Origin of the sequence: Streptomyces sp. RGM 3693 (genome assembly GCF_050471125.1) — a bacterium.
In the GTDB taxonomy this organism is placed as follows: domain Bacteria; phylum Actinomycetota; class Actinomycetes; order Streptomycetales; family Streptomycetaceae; genus Streptomyces.
Genome location: NZ_JBMPPQ010000001.1, coordinates 3,781,438 through 3,798,910 on the forward strand (window position 1 = coordinate 3,781,438; position 17,473 = coordinate 3,798,910).

The 17,473-nt window shown below is 70.8% G+C and carries 15 protein-coding genes and 3 pseudogenes; 6 read left to right on the forward strand and 12 right to left on the reverse strand.

Annotated features, from left to right (window positions below; translation table 11 throughout):
• Positions 1-45 precede the first annotated feature (45 nt).
• The 4 genes from ACO0M4_RS16745 to ACO0M4_RS16760 all read right to left on the reverse strand — a co-directional run bounded on the left by ACO0M4_RS16745 (position 46) and on the right by ACO0M4_RS16760 (position 4,338).
• The gene (locus ACO0M4_RS16745; RefSeq protein ID WP_430371052.1) at positions 46-477 is read right to left on the reverse strand and encodes a hypothetical protein; all 432 of its coding nucleotides are present in this window, start codon (positions 475-477) and stop codon (positions 46-48) included.
• Between the two features lie 66 nt (positions 478-543).
• Complete coding sequence (locus ACO0M4_RS16750) at positions 544-3,114, reverse strand: ATP-binding protein (protein WP_430371053.1); 2,571 nt, start codon at positions 3,112-3,114, stop codon at positions 544-546.
• A gap of 199 nt (positions 3,115-3,313) precedes the next feature.
• Complete coding sequence (locus ACO0M4_RS16755) at positions 3,314-3,544, reverse strand: hypothetical protein (RefSeq protein ID WP_430371054.1); 231 nt, start codon at positions 3,542-3,544, stop codon at positions 3,314-3,316.
• Entirely contained in the window at positions 3,541-4,338 is a 798-nt protein-coding gene (locus ACO0M4_RS16760; protein WP_430371055.1) for a COG4280 domain-containing protein, read from the reverse strand. Before ACO0M4_RS16760 ends, ACO0M4_RS16755 begins: the two co-directional genes overlap by 4 nt.
• 201 nt (positions 4,339-4,539) lie before the next feature.
• Between ACO0M4_RS16760 and ACO0M4_RS16765 the strand changes: the two genes are divergently transcribed.
• Positions 4,540-5,286 carry a DUF4118 domain-containing protein gene (locus ACO0M4_RS16765; RefSeq protein WP_430371057.1) on the forward strand — a complete coding sequence of 249 codons (747 nt, stop codon included), beginning with the start codon at positions 4,540-4,542 and terminating at the stop codon, positions 5,284-5,286.
• A gap of 28 nt (positions 5,287-5,314) precedes the next feature.
• Here ACO0M4_RS16765 and ACO0M4_RS16770 read toward each other — a convergent pair.
• From ACO0M4_RS16770 to ACO0M4_RS16790, 5 genes and pseudogenes are all read right to left on the reverse strand, one after another.
• Positions 5,315-5,527: pseudogene (locus ACO0M4_RS16770) on the reverse strand (potassium-transporting ATPase subunit KdpA); the annotation flags it as partial.
• Positions 5,528-5,611: 84 nt separating this feature from the next.
• Entirely contained in the window at positions 5,612-5,902 is a 291-nt protein-coding gene (locus tag ACO0M4_RS16775; protein ID WP_430371417.1) for a potassium-transporting ATPase subunit KdpA, read from the reverse strand.
• A pseudogene (locus ACO0M4_RS16780) lies at positions 5,812-6,045 on the reverse strand (potassium-transporting ATPase subunit KdpA); the annotation flags it as partial. The pseudogene ACO0M4_RS16780 and the gene ACO0M4_RS16775, both read right to left, overlap by 91 nt.
• Before the next feature lie 41 nt (positions 6,046-6,086).
• Positions 6,087-6,176, reverse strand: a complete 90-nt coding sequence (kdpF, locus tag ACO0M4_RS16785) for a K(+)-transporting ATPase subunit F (RefSeq protein WP_430371058.1) — start codon at positions 6,174-6,176, stop codon at positions 6,087-6,089.
• Positions 6,177-6,547: 371 nt separating this feature from the next.
• Complete coding sequence (locus ACO0M4_RS16790; protein WP_430371059.1) at positions 6,548-6,982, reverse strand: DUF2000 family protein; 435 nt, start codon at positions 6,980-6,982, stop codon at positions 6,548-6,550.
• 385 nt (positions 6,983-7,367) lie between these two features.
• Between ACO0M4_RS16790 and ACO0M4_RS16795 the strand changes: the two genes are divergently transcribed.
• Positions 7,368-8,177 (forward strand): AraC family transcriptional regulator, encoded by an 810-nt coding sequence (locus tag ACO0M4_RS16795; protein WP_430371060.1) that lies wholly within the window; start codon positions 7,368-7,370, stop codon positions 8,175-8,177.
• Between the two features lie 199 nt (positions 8,178-8,376).
• On the opposite strand, the gene ACO0M4_RS16800 is transcribed toward ACO0M4_RS16795, so the two are convergent.
• The 3 genes from ACO0M4_RS16800 to ACO0M4_RS16810 all read right to left on the reverse strand — a co-directional run bounded on the left by ACO0M4_RS16800 (position 8,377) and on the right by ACO0M4_RS16810 (position 12,352).
• Complete coding sequence (locus ACO0M4_RS16800; protein ID WP_430371062.1) at positions 8,377-8,910, reverse strand: hypothetical protein; 534 nt, start codon at positions 8,908-8,910, stop codon at positions 8,377-8,379.
• Positions 8,911-9,154: 244 nt separating this feature from the next.
• A complete protein-coding gene (locus ACO0M4_RS16805; protein WP_430371064.1) occupies positions 9,155-11,299 on the reverse strand; it encodes a trehalose-6-phosphate synthase in 2,145 nt (714 codons plus the stop codon).
• A gap of 54 nt (positions 11,300-11,353) precedes the next feature.
• Positions 11,354-12,352, reverse strand: a complete 999-nt coding sequence (locus tag ACO0M4_RS16810) for a carbohydrate kinase family protein (RefSeq protein WP_430371065.1) — start codon at positions 12,350-12,352, stop codon at positions 11,354-11,356.
• 251 nt (positions 12,353-12,603) lie between these two features.
• On the opposite strand from ACO0M4_RS16810, the gene ACO0M4_RS16815 reads away from it, so the two are divergent.
• The 4 genes and pseudogenes from ACO0M4_RS16815 (at position 12,604) to ilvB (ending at position 17,468) form a co-directional block, all read left to right on the forward strand.
• Positions 12,604-13,995, forward strand: a complete 1,392-nt coding sequence (locus ACO0M4_RS16815; protein WP_430371067.1) for an IS1380 family transposase — start codon at positions 12,604-12,606, stop codon at positions 13,993-13,995.
• A 156-nt stretch (positions 13,996-14,151) separates the two neighbouring features.
• Positions 14,152-14,472, forward strand: a pseudogene (locus ACO0M4_RS16820) (ABC transporter permease subunit); the annotation flags it as partial.
• A gap of 251 nt (positions 14,473-14,723) precedes the next feature.
• Positions 14,724-15,188, forward strand: coding sequence for an ATP-binding protein (locus ACO0M4_RS16825; RefSeq protein ID WP_430371068.1), 465 nt, complete (start codon positions 14,724-14,726; stop codon positions 15,186-15,188).
• 561 nt (positions 15,189-15,749) lie between these two features.
• Positions 15,750-17,468 (forward strand): biosynthetic-type acetolactate synthase large subunit, encoded by a 1,719-nt coding sequence (gene ilvB / locus ACO0M4_RS16830; RefSeq protein WP_430371070.1) that lies wholly within the window; start codon positions 15,750-15,752, stop codon positions 17,466-17,468.
• Positions 17,469-17,473: the final 5 nt, after the last annotated feature.

Sequence of the window (17,473 nt, forward strand, 5' to 3'; positions counted from 1 at the left end):
CGACCACCGTCCGGCGGTCACGATCACTGGGGGAGCGGGCGTTGCTCAAGGGCGCGTGCAGGCGACCGTGAGCAGCAGGGACAGGGCGAGGACGACCGCACCGCCGGCGATGAAGGCACGTTCCAGCCCCAGGCGTTCCCGGCCCTCGACGACGACGGTACGGGGATCCGCGGGGTCGTAGTGGAGGAGCACGCGGTCGCCGTCGTCGAGCGGACGGCGGCGCACCGGTGCCACGGGGCAGACGATTTCCATGACCCGGCCGTCTTCCGTCACGAACTGGAGCAGCGGGCGCGGCCGGTGCGGCTCGTCGGTGATCCGGCCCGGGGGTTGCTTGACCAGGGCCGGAACGCACACGCCCGTCCGCTGTACCCGGCGCACCTGCCGGAGCCCGTGCACGCCGGCGAGCACGCCGAGCAGACCGCCGAACGCGGCAACCCCGGCCAATACGACCAGCACTGCCACGGCTCCTCCATCCATCGGCTGACTCCTTCGGATTCCCTTCGCCTGGTGTGCTGTTGTGCGTCCCGGTGGTGTGCGGGCCGACTAGCTGGGGTCCACCGCCTCCACCGGATCGGCTGCGGCGGCGCGCAGGGAGAGGACCATGGTCAGCCCGCCTCCCGGAGTGTCCTCGGGGCTGAGGGTGCCGCCCATCGCCTCGGCCAGGCCCCGGGAGAGTGCCAGGCCCAGGCCCAGGCCGCTGGTGTTGTCACGGTCGCCGAGCCGCTGGAAGGGCACGAAGATCCGGTCCCGGTCCTCCGGGCGCAGTCCCGGTCCCCGGTCGATGACCCGCAGTTCGACCCGCGCGCCCAGCGAGCTGGCGGTGATCAACACCGGTTGTGCCGCGGCGGAGTGGCGCACCGCATTGGTGACGAGGTTGGCGATGACCCGTTCCAGTAGCGGCGGGTCGGCGAGGACGTCGCAGACCTCCGCCAGCCCCCGGGAGGCGATCCGTACCGGTGCCGCGGCCAGGGTGGACAGAGCCAGCGGCAGCACGTCGGCGAACGAGGTGGGTTGGAGGTGCAGGGCGAGGGCGCCGGCGCGGAGGCGGCTCATGTCGAGCAGGTTGTCGACCAGGCGGTTGAGCTCGATGAGCGACTCCTCGGCGGTGGCCAGCAGTTCCTCCCGTTCCGCCGTGGTGAAGTGCACGTCGACGCTGCGCAGCGAGCTGATGGCGGCCCGTCCGCTCGCCAGCGGAGTGCGCAGGTCGTGGCTGACCGCGGCCAACAGCGCGGTCCGCAGCCGGTCCGCCGCCTTGACGGGTTCGACCTCGGCGGCGGCCTCCATGAGGCGGGCGTGGTCGAGGGCGGCGGCGAGGTGGGCGGCGAAGGCGATCAGCACACGGTGTTCGGAGGCGGGCAGGCGGCGGCCGCGGAGGACGAGGAGACGGTCCGGCCCGGCCGGCACCTTGATCAGGCCGGCACCGTCCATGTCGGCCTCGGTCTCCTGGTCCGTACGCGGGACGAGGTCGGCGGACTCCATGCCGAACGTCTCGCGGGTACGTTCCAGCAGCACCGACACCCCCTGGTCGCCGCGCAGGATGGTGCCGGCCATAGAGGACAGCGTCTCGGCCTCCGCGGTGGCGCTCGCGGCGCGCCGGGACAGCCGCAGGGACCGGTCCACCAGGGCCGCGACGGTGACCGCGACCAGCGCGAAGACCGCGAGGGCGAGCGCGTTGTTGGGTTCGGTGATGGTGAACTCTCGGCTGGGCGGGATGAAGTAGTAGTTGAGCAGCAGGGAGGCGGTGAGGGAAGCGAGGAGCGCGGAGACCACACCGCCCAGGCAGGCCACGCCGACGACGGTGACCAGGAAGAGCAACGCCTCGCTGGTCAGGTTGAGCGGGCCCCGGATGTGGGTGAGCACGGCGGTCAGGAGGAAGGGGAGGACGAGGCCGGCGACCGGTCCGGCGATGCGGCGGGCGTGCGGCAACTGCCGGCCGGGGATCGACAGTCGACGGCCGCGGCCGGCCCGTTCGTGAGTGACCATGTGGACGTCGATGTCCCCGGAGAGTTCCACGGTGTCCTCCCCGATGCCGCGCGGCGCCACCAGGCGGGACAGCCAGCCGCGCCGGCTGGTGCCCAGAACGAGTTGGGTGGCGTTCTCGGCGCGTGCGAAGTCCAGCAGTGCGGTGGGGACATGGTCGCCGACGACCGAGTGGTAGCTGCCGCCCAGGCTCTCGACCAGGGCGCGCTGTTTCGCGAGGGCGGCGGGGGAGGCGTAGGCGAGACCGTCGCTGCGGGCGACGTGCACGGCCAGCAGATCGCCGCCGGAGATGGGGGTCCCCCCTGCTCGAACGGAGTTGAGAGCTCGGGGGCGGTCCGCGATCCGCTCCGCGCGGCGGATCAGGGTTTCGCCCTCCGGGCCGCCGGTGAGCCCCACCACCACGCGTTCGCGGGTCTCCCAGACGGTGCCGATGCCGTGCTCGGAGCGGTACCTCTGCAGGGTCTCGTCGACCCGCCCGGCGACCCACAGCAGCGCGAGTTCCCGGAGGGCCGTCAGATTGCCGATGCGGAAGTAGTGCGCGAGCGCGGCGTCCACCTTCTCCGGCTGGTAGATGTTGCCGTGTGCCATGCGTCGGCGCAGCGCCTCGGCGGGCATGTCCACCAGCTCGATCTGATGGGCACGGCGGACCACCTCGTCCGGCACGGTCTCCCGCTGCGGGACCCCGGTGATCTTCTCGACGACGTCGTTGAGCGATTCAAGGTGCTGGACGTTGACGGTGGTGACCACGTCGATCCCGGCGGCCAGCAGCTCGTCGATGTCCTGCCAACGCTTGGCGTTCCGGCCGCCGGGCACATTGGTGTGCGGCAGCTCGTCGACGAGGGCGACCGCGGGGCCGCGGGCGAGCACGGCATCGAGGTCCAGCTCGCTGAACGTCGTGCCGCGGTACGCGCGATGCAGCCGGGGCACGACCTCTAGCCCCGCGAGCATCTCCTCGGTGTGCCGCCGACCGTGGCACTCGGCGTACGCCACCACCACGTCGGTGCCGCGCCTGAGACGCCGGCGCCCCTCGTCCAACATCCGGTACGTTTTGCCGACCCCGGGCGCCGCACCGAGGAAGACCTTGAGCTTCCCCGGCCGTTCGTCCGCTGCGTCGACGGATCCTCTCGGCGCCACCGAAGGCCCCTCCCTCACGCTGCCTGCACGGCCCCACGACGCCTGGTTCGGCGAGGGGGACCTCGGGCGGCCGAGCGGACATGGGTTGTCCGATATGGTCACACCGGCCCGGCCGGCGCGCCGCGGAACCCAGCGATGTTGACGTTTTCCTGATTCGGCCGGCCCAGGGCACTTGGATGGCTGATGTGGTGATGCTCCGTCAAGGACGGTTGCCGCGGCCCACGTCGAGGAGGAGCGCGAGGGCGAAGCCGGCCATCAGCAGCAGGCCGAGCAGCGCGGCCAGCAGTCCGCCGGGGGCGGCGCCGGCGAGCACCGCGACCAGGCCGACCAGCAGGACCGTCACCACGGACACGGCGATCTTCCAGTCCTCGCCGATGAGGAAGGCGTACCAGAAGCGGGCGAAGCCCTTGGCGAGAGCCAGGACGTTCACGGCGTTCCCTCGATCTCGTTCGGCGGGGTGGGGTCGGGGCGTCGGGCGACGGCGGGGGCGACCCGGATCAGCAGGCGGCTGACGGCGAACCAGGCCGCGATCAGCACGGGGATCGCCCAGTCGTGGCCGAACCACACGATGCTCGCCCGGTTGGGCGTGAAGGCACCGAGTCCCGCCACCGCCCAGTACGTGCCGAAACTGGCCAACAGCAGCCCGACGCCGTACTTGAGGGTGTTCTCCGGGATCCGGGACAGCGGTCGATGGGCGAAGAACCCGGCGACCGCCACGCAGACCGCCGCGACGGCCGCGGTGCCGGCCGCTACCGGCACGTTGTGGGCGCTGGTCCCGAAGGTGATCACGATGAAGACGATCTCCACCCCCTCCAGGAAGACGCCCTTGAGGGAGACCGTGAAGGCGAACCAGTCCAGGCCGAGGCGGGTGGCTCGTCCGGCGCCGCGCGCCGCGGAGGTCTGCTCAGCGAAGGCTGCCGCTTCGTCGTGTCGTGCCGTGAGCCCGGCGCCGCGGCGGATCGCCTTGCGCAGCCATTGCAGTCCGAAGATCAGCAGCAGGGTGCCGACGGTCAGCTGTAGTGCGGCCTTGGGCAGCCAGGTGGCCAGTGCGTAGCCCGCCGCGGCGGTGAAGGCCGCGAGGGCCACGACGGCCGCCGCGGTGCCGGCCCAGGCGGACTTCCAACCCCGGGTCATGCCCATCGCCATGACGATGGTCAGCGCCTCCACGGCCTCGACCACCGAGGCCAGGAAGACCGCCGCCACCAGTCCGTACGTCGCGCCCATCCAGGCGCCTCCTCCCACGGGACGGTGCCAGCCCAGCATGCCGGACACCGCCGGGCACCGCAGCGGTCCGCCCCGCCCAGCGTGGCGCGCCCCCCGCCTGGACACCTACCCCGACCGCCTCGTCAAGACCGGGTCAAGGCCGGCCCGCGACCGGTCCGGAAGCGGTGGCCGGCGCTTACACCTGAGATGGAGGTGAGCTCCATGCTGCGCCGTCCCGCTCGCGACCGGGTCGCCCTCGCTGCCGCGCTCGTGCTCCCGCCCGCCGTCTGCGCGCTGCTGCTGCCGTTCCGAAGCTGGATGTCCAACACCAACGCGGCTCTGGTGCTCGTCGTCGTGGTGGTGGCCGTCGCCGTGCTGGGCCGTCGTCTCGCCGGTGCGCTGGCGGCGCTCTCCGCCACGGTGTGGTTCGACTTCTTCCTGACCCGGCCCTACGAACGGTTCGCCATCACCAAGTCCGCGGACATCGCCACCGCCGTACTGCTGCTCGCCGTCGGCTTCGCGGTGTCCCAACTGGCCGCCCGCACCCGGGAACTCAAGGTGATCGCCATCACCGACGACGACTACCTGGCACAGATCCACCACACCGCCCGCCTCGTCGAGACGGCCGCCGCTCCGGACGCCGTGATCGACCAGGTGCGGCGGCAGTTGGTGGGACTGCTGGGCCTGAACGGCTGTCGATTCGAGTACGGCACGCTCATCGGGCACCCGCCCCGTCTGCTGGAGGACGGCTCGATCACCTGGGGACGTCGCCGCTGGGACGCCGACCGGGACGGTCTGCCGGGCCAGGAGGTGGAGTTGCGGGTGCGCCGCGGTGGGCGTTTCCACGGCCGGTTCATGCTGCAAGGTGCCCCGGGCGCCGCGCCGCCGCTCGCCGCCCGGCTGGTCGCGGTGACGCTGGCCAACCAGGTCGGGGTGGCCTTCGCGTCCGTCAGCCCCGTACGCGCCTGAGCCCGCGGCTGCCTGGACCGGCCGCGTCGGACAGCGCCAGGACGAACACCATCGGCAGGAACCGGCCCAGGAGCATCACCACACCGAGGACCGTGATGTACCAGACGGTGTCGGCGCTCAGCCCGGCGAACGCCGACCCGTTGTTGTTGGCGGACGAGGCCAGCGCGTAGAGCACTTCGGAGAAGCCGTGCGCCCCAGGGTTGAGCATGGCCGCCTGTTCACCGGGGAACGCCACGGTCACGGTGACGATCGCACAGCCGTGGTGGTGGTCGCCGACCAACGTGCCGAAGGCCCGCGGCAGCGCGAACGGGATCACCGGCATCAGCTAGATCTCGATCAGGTTGGTCAGTCCGCTGGGATTCTCGAAGGGGTGGGCGGAGTTGGCGTTGAAGAAGCCCCGTCGCCACCGTCGCCGGCGGCCACCAGAGCCTGAGTGAAGCCGCGGATCAGCGTGGCCGCCACGGCGATGGCCACCGTCGCGGAGAACGCCAGGTCCGCCGGCACCGGCTTCCGGCCCAGGGAGAGCAGGAGTCGGTCCCGTAGGCGCAGGTACGCGTACAGGAACAGCACCGACACCTGGGAGAAGGCCAGGAGACTGCGCAGGTGGGCCGGCCAGCGGTGGTCGACGTCCCCGTTCACCCCACCCACCCGGTGGACCAGGCGTTCCACCCGCCAGTGGCGCTCGGTGGTCAGGACGCGTGCCCGATGGTCGCCCAACGGGCGGTGGGAAAGCGCCAGCGCCACCACCAGAGCCGTCACTTGGAGCCAACCGGCCGCGGTGTCGCCCAGGCGCGCCCTTCCTAGAACTTCTCCGGAAAGATCAGGCAGAGGATGAGGTAGATCACCAGCACGGCGGCGACGATCAGACCGACGATGTTCTCCACGTTCACGGGCGACCGACCCCCTTGGCGGCCAGGCCGATGGGGGCGAACACCACGGCCCTCAGGCCGACGTAGGCAACGTCCGACATGGGTGTGGCACTCCGCAAGTCTTCAGGGGACGGGGCGCCCGCCCCGTCCGGATGTGTGGGCGTATGAGCATTTCTGACGATATATCAGGTCAATGGCGGAGACCGCTTGCCGCGCCGTGGCTGGGCTACCGGGCACGGAACCGGGAGACGCCGCCGGGCGCGACGAACCCAGGCATGCCTGACCGCGGCGCAGCTACGCGCCGGCGCCGGCGTGCGTCCACCGGTTCGGAGGGCGTACCGGGACCGGACCAGCAGAACTGCCGAGCGCGGTGCGAAACCGTCGGAACCGGCTCACGGATGCATTCGGGCACCCTTGAGCACCTTGTCGACCGCGTTCCGCGGCCCGTACACGGCCAGGCCCACCAGATCGAGCTGTTTCCCCGGCACGGCCCGCACCGCCGCGCGGTTGTCCAGGTCGTTGCCGGTGGCGAAGAGGTCGGAGGTGAAGACCGACCGGGGGAGGGCGCGGTCCAGTGCGCGGCCGTGCGCCGCGGTCAGCGTCTCCTTGCCGGCCTCGAAGACCAGGACGGGCTGACGGAACATCGGCAGGTACGGGGTGCCGTCGGCGTCGGCATACGGCTCGCCGATCACCTCGGGCAGCCCTGTCCCCAGACCGCTGACCAGGAAAGCGGTCACGTTCAGCCGCTGCCAGGGTTCCAGGTCGTCCCGCAACAGCACGGCGATCTTGGTGTCGAAACGTACGGGGGCCTGTTCGGTTGGTGTCATGGCCCCAGGCTGCCGGTGGGTCGGCCGCGCCGTCTTGTACGTTCTTTGCGTGCCCCCCCACTGGAGTCGCGAGCTTGCTGCGTTGGCGGCCAAGCCGCCGCGCAGCGGACCAGCCGGTCGCGGATCAGATCGTTCGCGGCCTTGTGGTGGAGGTTGAGGCGTTGCCGCTGGATCCTCGCGGGACGCTGCCCGCACGACACTTGCCGAGCGGATCGCACGAAGATCAATTGTGGGCAGCAGCCTCTGGAGACCCGCAACAGATCCAGTCCGATGGCAGGGTGATACAGGTGAACAGTGCAGATCCGCGCGGCGCGTCGAGGTCGGACCGGGCCAGCGAAGCCATTCCCCACCTCGCCCCAACAGGGCGTCACCTGGCCAGGTCCTGATGGTCGCCCAGCAGCAGGTCTCCGCATGGCGCCCGCAGGTCCCGGGCATCGTGGAGGTCTTCCACGCCCATTTCACCGAGCACACCTACCCGATGCACGTGCACGATGTGTGGACGCTGCTGATAGTGGACGACGGTGCGGTCCGCTACGACCTGAACCGTCATGAGCGCGGCACCCCGCACGACACGGTCTCCCTGCTCCCGCCGCACGTTCCGCACAACGGCTCACCCACCACCGCGCGAGGATTCCGTAAACGCGTGCTCTACCTCGACCTGACCCAGCTGGACGAGAGCTACATCGGTCCCGCGGTGGACGGCCCCGACCTGGCCGACCCGCTCCTGCGCCGCCGCGTCGGACAGTTGCACGCCGCACTGGCCCACCGCGGCGACGAATTGGAAGCCGAGAGCCGGCTCGCTCTGATCGGCGAGCACCTGCGTAGCCACCTGCGGCCCCGGCTGGCCGCCCCTCCGCGCCAGGTGGCCCGGGGCGTGGCGCACACCTTGCGGGAACTCCTCGACGACCGGCTGCGGCAAGGGGTGACCCTGGACGAGGCCGCCGGGCTGCTGCACGCCCATCCCACGCACCTGGTGCGGGCGTTCGGTGCCGCGTTCGGCATCGCCCCGCACCAGTACGTGATGGCCCGCCGGGTCGAGCACGCACGCCGGTTGCTGCTCGACGGCCGGCCACCGACCGCCGTGGCGGCCGAGACCGGCTTCTACGACCAGTCGCATCTGACCCGGCACTTCAAGCGGATCCTGGGCGTCCCGCCGGGACGCTACGCCCGCGTGGGCCGCGCCCGCGGCAACTGACCACGGGCAACGCCGCGGGAGCCCGTTCGGCCGGTTCCTTGGCACGGTGCCGCCGTGCCGTTCCTCTGCCCGGTTCGGTCGTGCCGTAGCCCGGCCACCGCCCGGCCGCCCGTTGCGGCCCTTCCTCCTGGCGGGAGCGGTGACCGGGGCGCACGCTGCGGTAGGCCACTCCAGGCATCGCGCGGATCGGAGGCACCCGTCACTCCGTGACTGCTCGCCCGGCAGCCGATGTCGCGGCGAGCGTCCAGGCAGCCACACCCCACAGCGAGAGCGCGCACATCAGGCCCACCACCAGACGGACCGTCGCATCCGACCCGTGCGCGCACCACACGGCGCCGCCCGCCGCCCCGGCCGCGACCAACAGGGCCGCCGGCACGCGCAACCGCGGCTGCTCGAACACCGCCACCAGCGGCAGGAAATGGAGCCCCACGACCACCGCGACCAGCGGACCCACCAGCACCGGCACCCCGATGCGCAGACACCCCACGACAACGGCGGCGATCAGCAGCCACTGGACGAGGTTGACCTGCCGGAACCGCCGCTGACGGTCCGCGGGGAAGGAGCCCCCACCCGTCGTGGGAAGCGACCGCCGCGCGGCGAGCAGCAGCCCCACCGGCACCAGGCAACCGCCCACGGTCAAGACCAGCCGCACGGCTCCGTCGAACGCGCTGGTACCCAACACCCACCAGCCCAGGCCGAAACACGCAAGAAAACCCACGCCCGATTTGGACATGCCGGCACCCTATAGCGCGCCTCCGTCACGGACGAGGGGTGCGGCGCCCAACGGCCGTGCGGACGCCACTGACCTGGCCCTCCGGGAGGCCGCCCGACGGACGGTCGAGGAGTTGGGCAGGGGTGATTCCGGGTCCGTACGTGCGGGCTGGCAGGCGTAGTCGGGGGGATCGGGCGGGTCGGTCGGGTGGTGACCCGTGACCCGTGACGAGTCACGAGTCACGCGTCACGGACCGTGAAACGGTTCACCTCGCGTCGTCAGTCACCGCACCGGTCACGCCGCGGATCTCCGCGAGGATGGTGCAGGCCCAGTCGGCGGGGGACCGGGTGCCGAGGAGCGCGACCAGGTCGGCGGTATGGGCTGCGCGTTGGGAGGCGGGCATGGTCAGCGCCCGGTACAGGATGTCGACGAGGTCCTGGGGCGAGTGGGGGTCGGTGAGGAGGGCCGCGGAGGCGAGTTGTTCGGCGGCGCCGGTGTGACGGGACAGGACGAGGACGCCTGGCCGGCCGGTGGCGGCCCGGGCGGTGACGTACTCCTTGGCGGCGAGGTTCATGCCGTCCGCCACGGAGGTCACCCAGAACACGTCGGCCGCCAGGTACTGGTCGACCACCTGGGGGAACGGCAGCGCGTACGGACGGTAGTCGACGGGCTCCCAACTTCCGCTCCGCCAGCGGGCATTGACGTTGGCCACGGCCGTTTCGAGGGCGGTTCGGGTGGCGTCGTAGGCGCGGATGCCCGGTTCGGGGGGCGGGCACACCAGGCGGAAGCGCAACCGCTCCCGCAACTGCGGTTCCCGTGTCAGGAGTGCGTCGATGGCGCGGACCTTGTGGACGGGTGCCTTGGCGTAATCCAGGCGCTCAACGGACAGGACCAGCAGGGGAGATGCACCGGCGGTGCGGTCCGTCGCACGGGCCCGATCCCGGTCCCGTGCCAGGGCGGAGACGGTCTCGTGGTCGATGCCCAACGGGTGGACGCCGGTGCGCGGGGCGTGGCGCGATTCCCCGAGCAGTTGTTGGAAGTTGTGGGCGAAGGTCGTGGTGTGGAAGCCCGCCCAGTCCAGTCGGGCGAGGGACCGGCGCAGCTGGTCGGCGTCCGGGAGGTGTCGGAAGACGTCCGGGGGCGGAAAAGGGGTGTGGTGGAACAGTCCGATGCGCAGGTCCGGCCGTTGCGCTTTGAGGATGCCGGGGACGAGCCAGAGGTTGTAGTCGTGCAGCCACACCGTCGCGCCGTGCTCGGCGTGCGCGCCGATGTGGTGCGCGAAGGCGGCGTTGACCGCTTCGTAGTGGGACCAGTGCGACGGCGAACGGCGGATGAGGTGGGGTTGGGACATCAGCGCCGGCCACAGGGTTTCCTTGCAGGCGCCGTGGAAGTAGCCGGCCCACCGCTCGGACGTCACGGGCAGCAGGGCGAGCGGAAGTCCCGTGGTGGGCGCGGTGGGGCGGGCCGCGGGCTCTTCCTCGACGAGGGCGGCAGCCCACGTCGCATCCAGGTCGGTGGTGTCGTCGCCGAGGACGGAGGTGAGCGTGGGCAGGATCCCGTTCGGGCTGACGGGCCGGCGCCACTGGCCCCGCGACCAGTGCACCGGCGGGCGGTGGTAGCCGATGACCACCGGTGCGGTGCGCCGCACCCAGCCCAGGCGTTCCAGGGCGTCCAGGATTGCCGCCGCGCCGTCCAGCGGGGGGCGGTGGACCAGATCGCTGTCGGGCACCTGCGCCGGGAGCGCGGGTTCGGCGTTGCCCATGATCACGCCGTGCGCGCCGAGGCGGAAGAGCGACAGGTCGTTGAGCGAGTCACCGGCCACCAGCAGACCGGAGACCGGCCACTGCACCTTGTCCGCCAGTCGCTGCACGGCCTGGCCCTTGCCGGCGTGGGGCGGCAGCACGTCGAAGTAGCGTCCGGCGGAGTAGGACCAGGAGCAGCCCAACCGTTCCACCACCCCGGTGATCTCGGCGGACAGGTGCTCGGGGGCCAGGAAGAAGGAGCAGCGGCCGTCCTGCGGCACCCCGTCCTGGTGCACGAGTTCGGGGAAGCGGCGGAGGGCCGCCCGGACGCGTTCCGCGCCGGGCCACCCGGCGCGGAGTTCCGCTTCCAGCCCGTCGACGTGGGTCATTCCGGAGCCGTCGATGATGCTGGCGCCGACGTCCGCGATGATCCAGCGTGGGGCGGGGAGCAGCGGGTCGCGGGCGAGGCGGCTCCGGACCGAGGGCAGGCCGCGGCCGGTGGCGAAGACGACGGTGATCTCCGGGTGCCGGTCCAGGGCCCGGCGCAGTCGCTGGCGCGCGGCCCGGTCGCCGCCGAGCAGTGTGCCGTCCAGATCGGTCACCAGGACCCGCACGTCCTGGCTGGGTGGTTGTGCCATCACCGTGTCGTCCCACGCTCGTTCGGGCATCTCGCTCCTTCGCCGCCGGTGCACTGCAACTGAGCTGTCTGACGTGCCGTCGGTTCAGGCCGGGAGGCGGGCTAGCCAGGTCCGTAGCCTGGTGGAGTCCAGCGCGGCGCTGGATCCGGGACCGGTGACCGCGGCCGCACCGCAGACCACCCCCGCGGCCAGGCAGGCGTCGAGCGATCCGCCCGCCAGCCGCTCGTGCAGGAAGCCCACGTTGAAACAGTCACCGGCTCCGGTGGTGTCCACCACCGGTACCGGCAGCGCCGCCCGTTCGGCACGCCGACCGCCCTCGGCGGCGACCGCGCCGTCGCCGCCCCGCTTGATGACCGCAACGGGCACCATGTCCGCCAGGATCTCCAGTGCCTCCACCACACTGTCCGCCCCGGTGATCCGCAACGCCTCGGCCTCATTGGGCGCGAACACCTGAACCTGGGAGAGCGCCTTGGCCACGTCGGGCATCCCGAGGTGGCCGGGATAGTCCTGACAGTCCATGAACACCTCGGCCCCGTGCCGGGCAGCCACGTCGAGCGCAGCCGACACCTCCGGCCCGAACTGTAGGTACGGCAACATCACCACGGCGGGACGGTGGGTTTCGATCAGCTCTTCCAACGGGCGCACGGCGATCGGGTCCTCGTACGCGATCATCGCCCGGTCCTCGGGGCCGGACAGTGCGACCGTCACATTCCGTACGGGCTGCGGATGATGCCGGAATCCGTCTTCGTCCAAGCCTTCGGCGCGCGCCGCGGTGAGGACCTCACGGCTGAAGACATCGGAGCCGAAGTCGGCCGCCCACACCACGTCGCGGCCCAGTCGTCGCAGACCCATCGCCAAGGTGAACGCGCCGCCGGGCACCATGCCCAGTCCGCCGGCCCACACCTCAGAGCCGAACGCGACCGGTCCGGCCAGCTCCCGGAACACCAGGTCCACCGAATAGGCCCCGACGACCAGCACCGAAGCCCCAGTCCGGCGAGCAGTCAGATCACCCCGCGCGCCCCGCGGGTCCGCCAGTGGCGTGTCGTGTCGGGGCGCCTGCGGAACGCCCTGCGCGTGAGCCATGCGGGGAACTGTAAGCGGACGCCCGGTACGGGAGTTCACCAATGCAACGGCAATGTCCGAAAAACACCGCCGACGGCGGCAGATTCCGGTGTTGTCGGGGTGACGCCCGGGGAGGCGATCTTGCCTCATCCCCGATCCACCGGTCGGTGATCGAGGCGGGCGGGGGCCGGGAACGAGGAAGTGCCTTGTGACCTGCGATGATGGGAGTTCTTGAGGCTTCCACCACGCACGATCGACAAGGCACTTCCGGGATGCGATCTTCTCACAGCACGGCGAGGGTTTCCGCACGGTTCGATGATCCGAATCTGGTCGCGTACGGTGGGCTGGCCCCGGTGGTGCGCCTGGCGGAGCGGTGCGGGTTGCCTCGGCTGGCCGGGCAGTTGATCCGGCTGCCGAAGAACCGGGACGGCACCGGTGCGTTCGCCGCGGCGAAGCTGATGACGCTGATCGCCGGGATGGTGGCCGGGGCGGACAGCATCGATGACATGGACCGGTTGCGGCACGGTGCGATGGGGAAGCTCTTCGGCGGGGTGCGTGCGCCCTCGACGCTGGGCAGCTTCCTGCGGTCCTTCACTCACGGGCATGTGAAGCAACTGCACGCGGTGGCACGGCGGTTCCTGCCCGAACTGGCCGCGCACACCCCGCTGCTGCTCGGCATCGACACGGTGGCCTACGTCGACCTGGACGACACCATCAAGCGCACCTACGGCTACGCGAAGCAGGGCACCGGTTACGGCTACAACAAGGTCAAGGGGCTCAACGCGCTGCTGGCAGTAGTCTCCACGCCGATGGCCGCCCCGGTGATCGCGGCCAGCAGGCTGCGCAAGGGCGCGACCAACTCGGTGCGTGGTGCGGCTTCGTTCGCCGCTGAGGCGATCCGCGCTGCGAGGGCCTGCGGCGCCGGTGGTCTGGTGGTACTGCGGGCGGATTCCGCGTTCTACGCCGCCGAGGTGATCGCCGCCTGCCGGTCCCTGGGCGCGAAGTTCTCCATCACGGTGCGGATGAACGCCTCCGTCAAGAAGGCGATCGCGACGATCGACGAGGACGCCTGGAGGCCGATCAAGTACCCGAAGGCGGTGTGGGACCAGGAGGAGCAGTGCTGGATCTCGGACGCCGAGATCGCTGAGGTCACCTACACCGCGTTCACCTCGAAACCGAAGAAGCAGCAGGTCACCGCCCGTCTCATCGTCCGCCGTGTCAAGCGCCTCAACCCGGACGCGGCCCCGCAGGGCCAGGGTGAGCTGTTCACGCTCTACCGCTACCACGCCGCGTTTACCGACTCCCCGCTGCCGCTTGTGGAGGCCGAAGCCGATCACCGGCGGCACGCTGTCGTCGAGCAGGTGATCGCCGATGTCAAGGGCGGGCCGTTCGCGCACGCACCCTCCGGCGACTTCCAGGCGAACGCCGCCTGGCTGGCGCTGGCCGCCTGCGCCTTCAACCTGACCCGCGCCGCGGGCACCCTGGCCGGCACCTTCCACGCCAAGGCGACCACCACCACCCTGCGCGACCACCTGATCAACGCCCCGGCCCGGCTGGCGCGTTCAGCCCGCAAGCTGACGCTGCACCTGCCCGAACACTGGCCCTGGAAGGAGGCGTTCGACAATCTCTTCGCCGCCGTGCACGCCCCACCCCAAGCGGCCTGACGCCCCATCCGACCCGCCCGCGAGGGCCCGACACCTGTGGACATGTGGAAAAGCTGGGCAGACCAGCGGACACCCCACACCCTCCACCGGATCAACCAACCTCAAGGACCCGAACCCACCGAAACGATCACTCCGGAATCAAGCCGGTGGATCGGGGTTGAAGCAGCCGCGATCGACGGTGCGGGGCTGGCCGCGACCCTGACCCGGATCGTCGCGCCGATCGTCCTGCCCGGAATCGCCGCGACCGCACTGATCTCCTTCATCTTCAGCTGGAACGAACTGCTCTTCGCCCGCGTCCTGACCGGAGTCGTCGCCGGCACCGCCCCGGTGTTCCTGACCGGCTTCGTCACCAGCCAGGGCCTCTTCCTAGCCAAACTGTGCGCCGCCGCGGCCCTCATCTCCCTTCCCGTGCTCCTCGCCGGATTCGCCGCCCAGGACAAGCTCGTCCAGGGCCTCTCGCTCGGTGCCGTGAAATGACGTTCGGCCGCTCACCAGATATCGCCGGTTCGCTGCACACGGCTACGAAGACGGCGCCGACTGCTCGTCTGAGCGTTTTCCGCTCATATTTGGAAACCACTTCGCCAAATCCATTGACATCCCTCTTTGCACATCTTTAATGGGTGCTAACTGGATATCTGAGCTATGAATGCTCACCTGAGCAATGAGTGAAAGCCGCATATGTGGCTGTTGCGCCAACCGTGCGCCGGCTTGCTTGAAGGGTCAATGAAATGGCTACTGTGGCCAACTTCGTCATCCCCCGGGATGTCGAACCGACGTCCACCTCACTCACGTTGCCGGCGGTCCTGTCCTCCGCCCGGCAAGCGCGGAACTTCACCGCGGAATCGCTGAGGCTGTGGGGCGAGGACGAGGAATTCATCGACGCGGCCGTACTGATCGTCTGCGAGCTGGCCACGAACGCCATTCGCCACGGAGCTCGACCGCGCACCCCATATGGGCACGAGCAAGGACCGGATTCCGTGATCGCTCTCCGGCTGGCGCTGGAACCCGACGTGCTGCACATCGAGGTGCGCGACGGGTCCGCGATCTTGCCGGTCCAGCGGACGGCCGGCCGTGACGAGGACTGCGGACGGGGGATGGCGATCATCGCGGCGCTCGCCGAGTGCTGGACCTGCGGCCTGGACGCCGACGGTGGCAAGTGGGTCCGCGCGACGCTCGCCCGGCCGGGGCGCTGACCGCGTGGTACCGCAGGGCCTCGGCCGGTTCGTCGCTCCCGCTGGTGGCGGGCGGGTTCCTGGGTCGACGGGCCCGACGAGCAGTGGGGCGAGGCCGCCAGGTCGGTCGTCGAGCCGCACGCCGGCGCGAAGGCCAACGCCGACGCGCTGATCGCCTGCCACGCTGACCGACTGGACCGCTTCAAGAAACCGCGCTGGTGCCGAGCGTGAGGGTCGGAGCGAGCACGTGGTGGCTGGGGCCGCCGCCGCACCGCCTCCATCGGCTTCTGACGGGGCGTTGGTCACACCGGGTCAGCTGCTTTCAGCATGTTCAACACTCATCTACTTCCCGCGAGGCATGCCGTCGGCTCGTGCGGGAAATTGCCCTGTGCGTAAGCGGTTTCCACCGCTTCTTCCTACTCCTCTCCCTCCTGTGTCGTTCGTCTGCGTCCTGCTCTGCACCGTGATCGTGTTCTGCTAGGAGTTCCGTTGCTCTCCCACGATTCAGCCGGCCGTCGCGCTGCTTCGTCCTCGGTTCCGCCAGCGGCGTCCGAGGACCTCGGTGACGGGGCTACGGCCCCGATGGAGTACACAGGTGCGCGCATCGCGCTTCGTACCCTGCTGGCCGAGGGCGTGGACACCCTTTTCGGCATTCCGGGCGGGGCGGTCCTGCCGCTTTATCAGGAGCTGCACACGGAGCCCGCTGTCCGGCACATCCTCGTCCGCCACGAACAGGGCGCCGGCCACGCGGCACGGGGCTATGCCCAGGCAGGCGGGCGCCTCGGGGTGTGTGTCGCCACCTCCGGTCCCGGAGCGACGAATCTCGTCACCCCGCTGATGGACGCCTTCATGGACTCCGTACCCGTGCTGGCACTGACCGGCCAGGTGCCCCGTCATCTGCTGGGCACGAGCGCGTTCCAGGAGACCGACATCTGCGCCATCGCCGCGCCCGTGACGAAGGAGGCCATCCAGGTCACCGACGCGGCCGACATCGCCAAGACGCTGCATCATGCCACCCACACCGCGCTCGAAGGCCGGCCCGGCCCCGTCCTGGTCGACATCACCAAAGACGCCCTCCAAGCCAAGGCCGCCGCCCACCTGCCCTGCGACCCCCGGCCGATGCCCACACCCCTGCCGCCCGGTCCCGAGGAAATAGCAACTCTCGTCCGCGTCCTGCTCGATGCGCGCCGCCCCGTGCTCTACGCCGGTGGCGGGATCGTCGCCTCCGGGGCCCACCGTGCGCTGGTCGACCTCGCCGAAACCGTCCAGGCGCCGGTGGTCACCACACTCATGGCCCGTGGCACGTTCCCCGACGGCCATCCCCTCTATCTGGGCATGCCCGGCATGCACGGGACGGTCGCGGCGGTGGCCGCGTTGCAGCACGCGGACCTGATCGTCGCCCTGGGAGCCCGCTTCGACGACCGGGTCACCGGAGAACTGGACACCTTCGCTCCCGAGGCCGTGGTCGTTCACCTCGACATCGATCCGCGGGAGATCTCCCGCAAGCGGCACGCCGACCACGCCCTCGTCGGTGACTTGGCCGTCGTGCTGCCCCTGCTGGGCGCACGGGCGGCAGCCGAGAGACGGGCGCCGCGCACCGGCGCTTGGCTGTGCCGCGTCGAGGACTGGAAGCGCCGATATCCCCGCGGCTACGAGACCCAACCCGGCGTACTGTCCGCCCAGTTCGTCATGGAAAGACTTGCGGTCGCCTCGGGCCCCGGCACCGTGTACACCACCGGGGTGGGGCAGCACCAGATGTGGGCTGCCCAGTACCTTCGGCTCCCGGGGCCACGGTCGTTCATCACCTCCGGCGGGGCCGGAACCATGGGGTTCGCCATCCCGGCCGCTCTCGGCGCCCGGGCCGCCCGCCCCGACGCGGACATATGGGCCGTAGACGGTGACGGCTCCTTCCAGATGACCTGCTGCGAACTGGCCACCTGCGCCGCGGCCGGGCTGCCCGTCAAGGTTGCCGTGATCAACAACGGCGTACTGGGCATGGTCCGCCAGTGGCAGACCCTGTTCTACGACGGCGACCACGCGCACACCGACCTCGGCACCGCGCACCGGCGCCCCGACATCGTCGGACTCGCCGAGGCCAACGGCTGCATGGGGCTGCGCTGCGAGCGAGCCGAGGACGTCGACACCATCCTCGCCGCGGCACGCGCCGTCACCGGATGCCCGGTCGTCATCGACTTCGTGGTCTCACCGGACGAGATGGTGTGGCCGATGGTCCCCCCAGGCGTACCCAACGACGACGTCCTCGTCGCCCGCGACCTACGGCCCACCTTCGACCCGGACTGAACGCC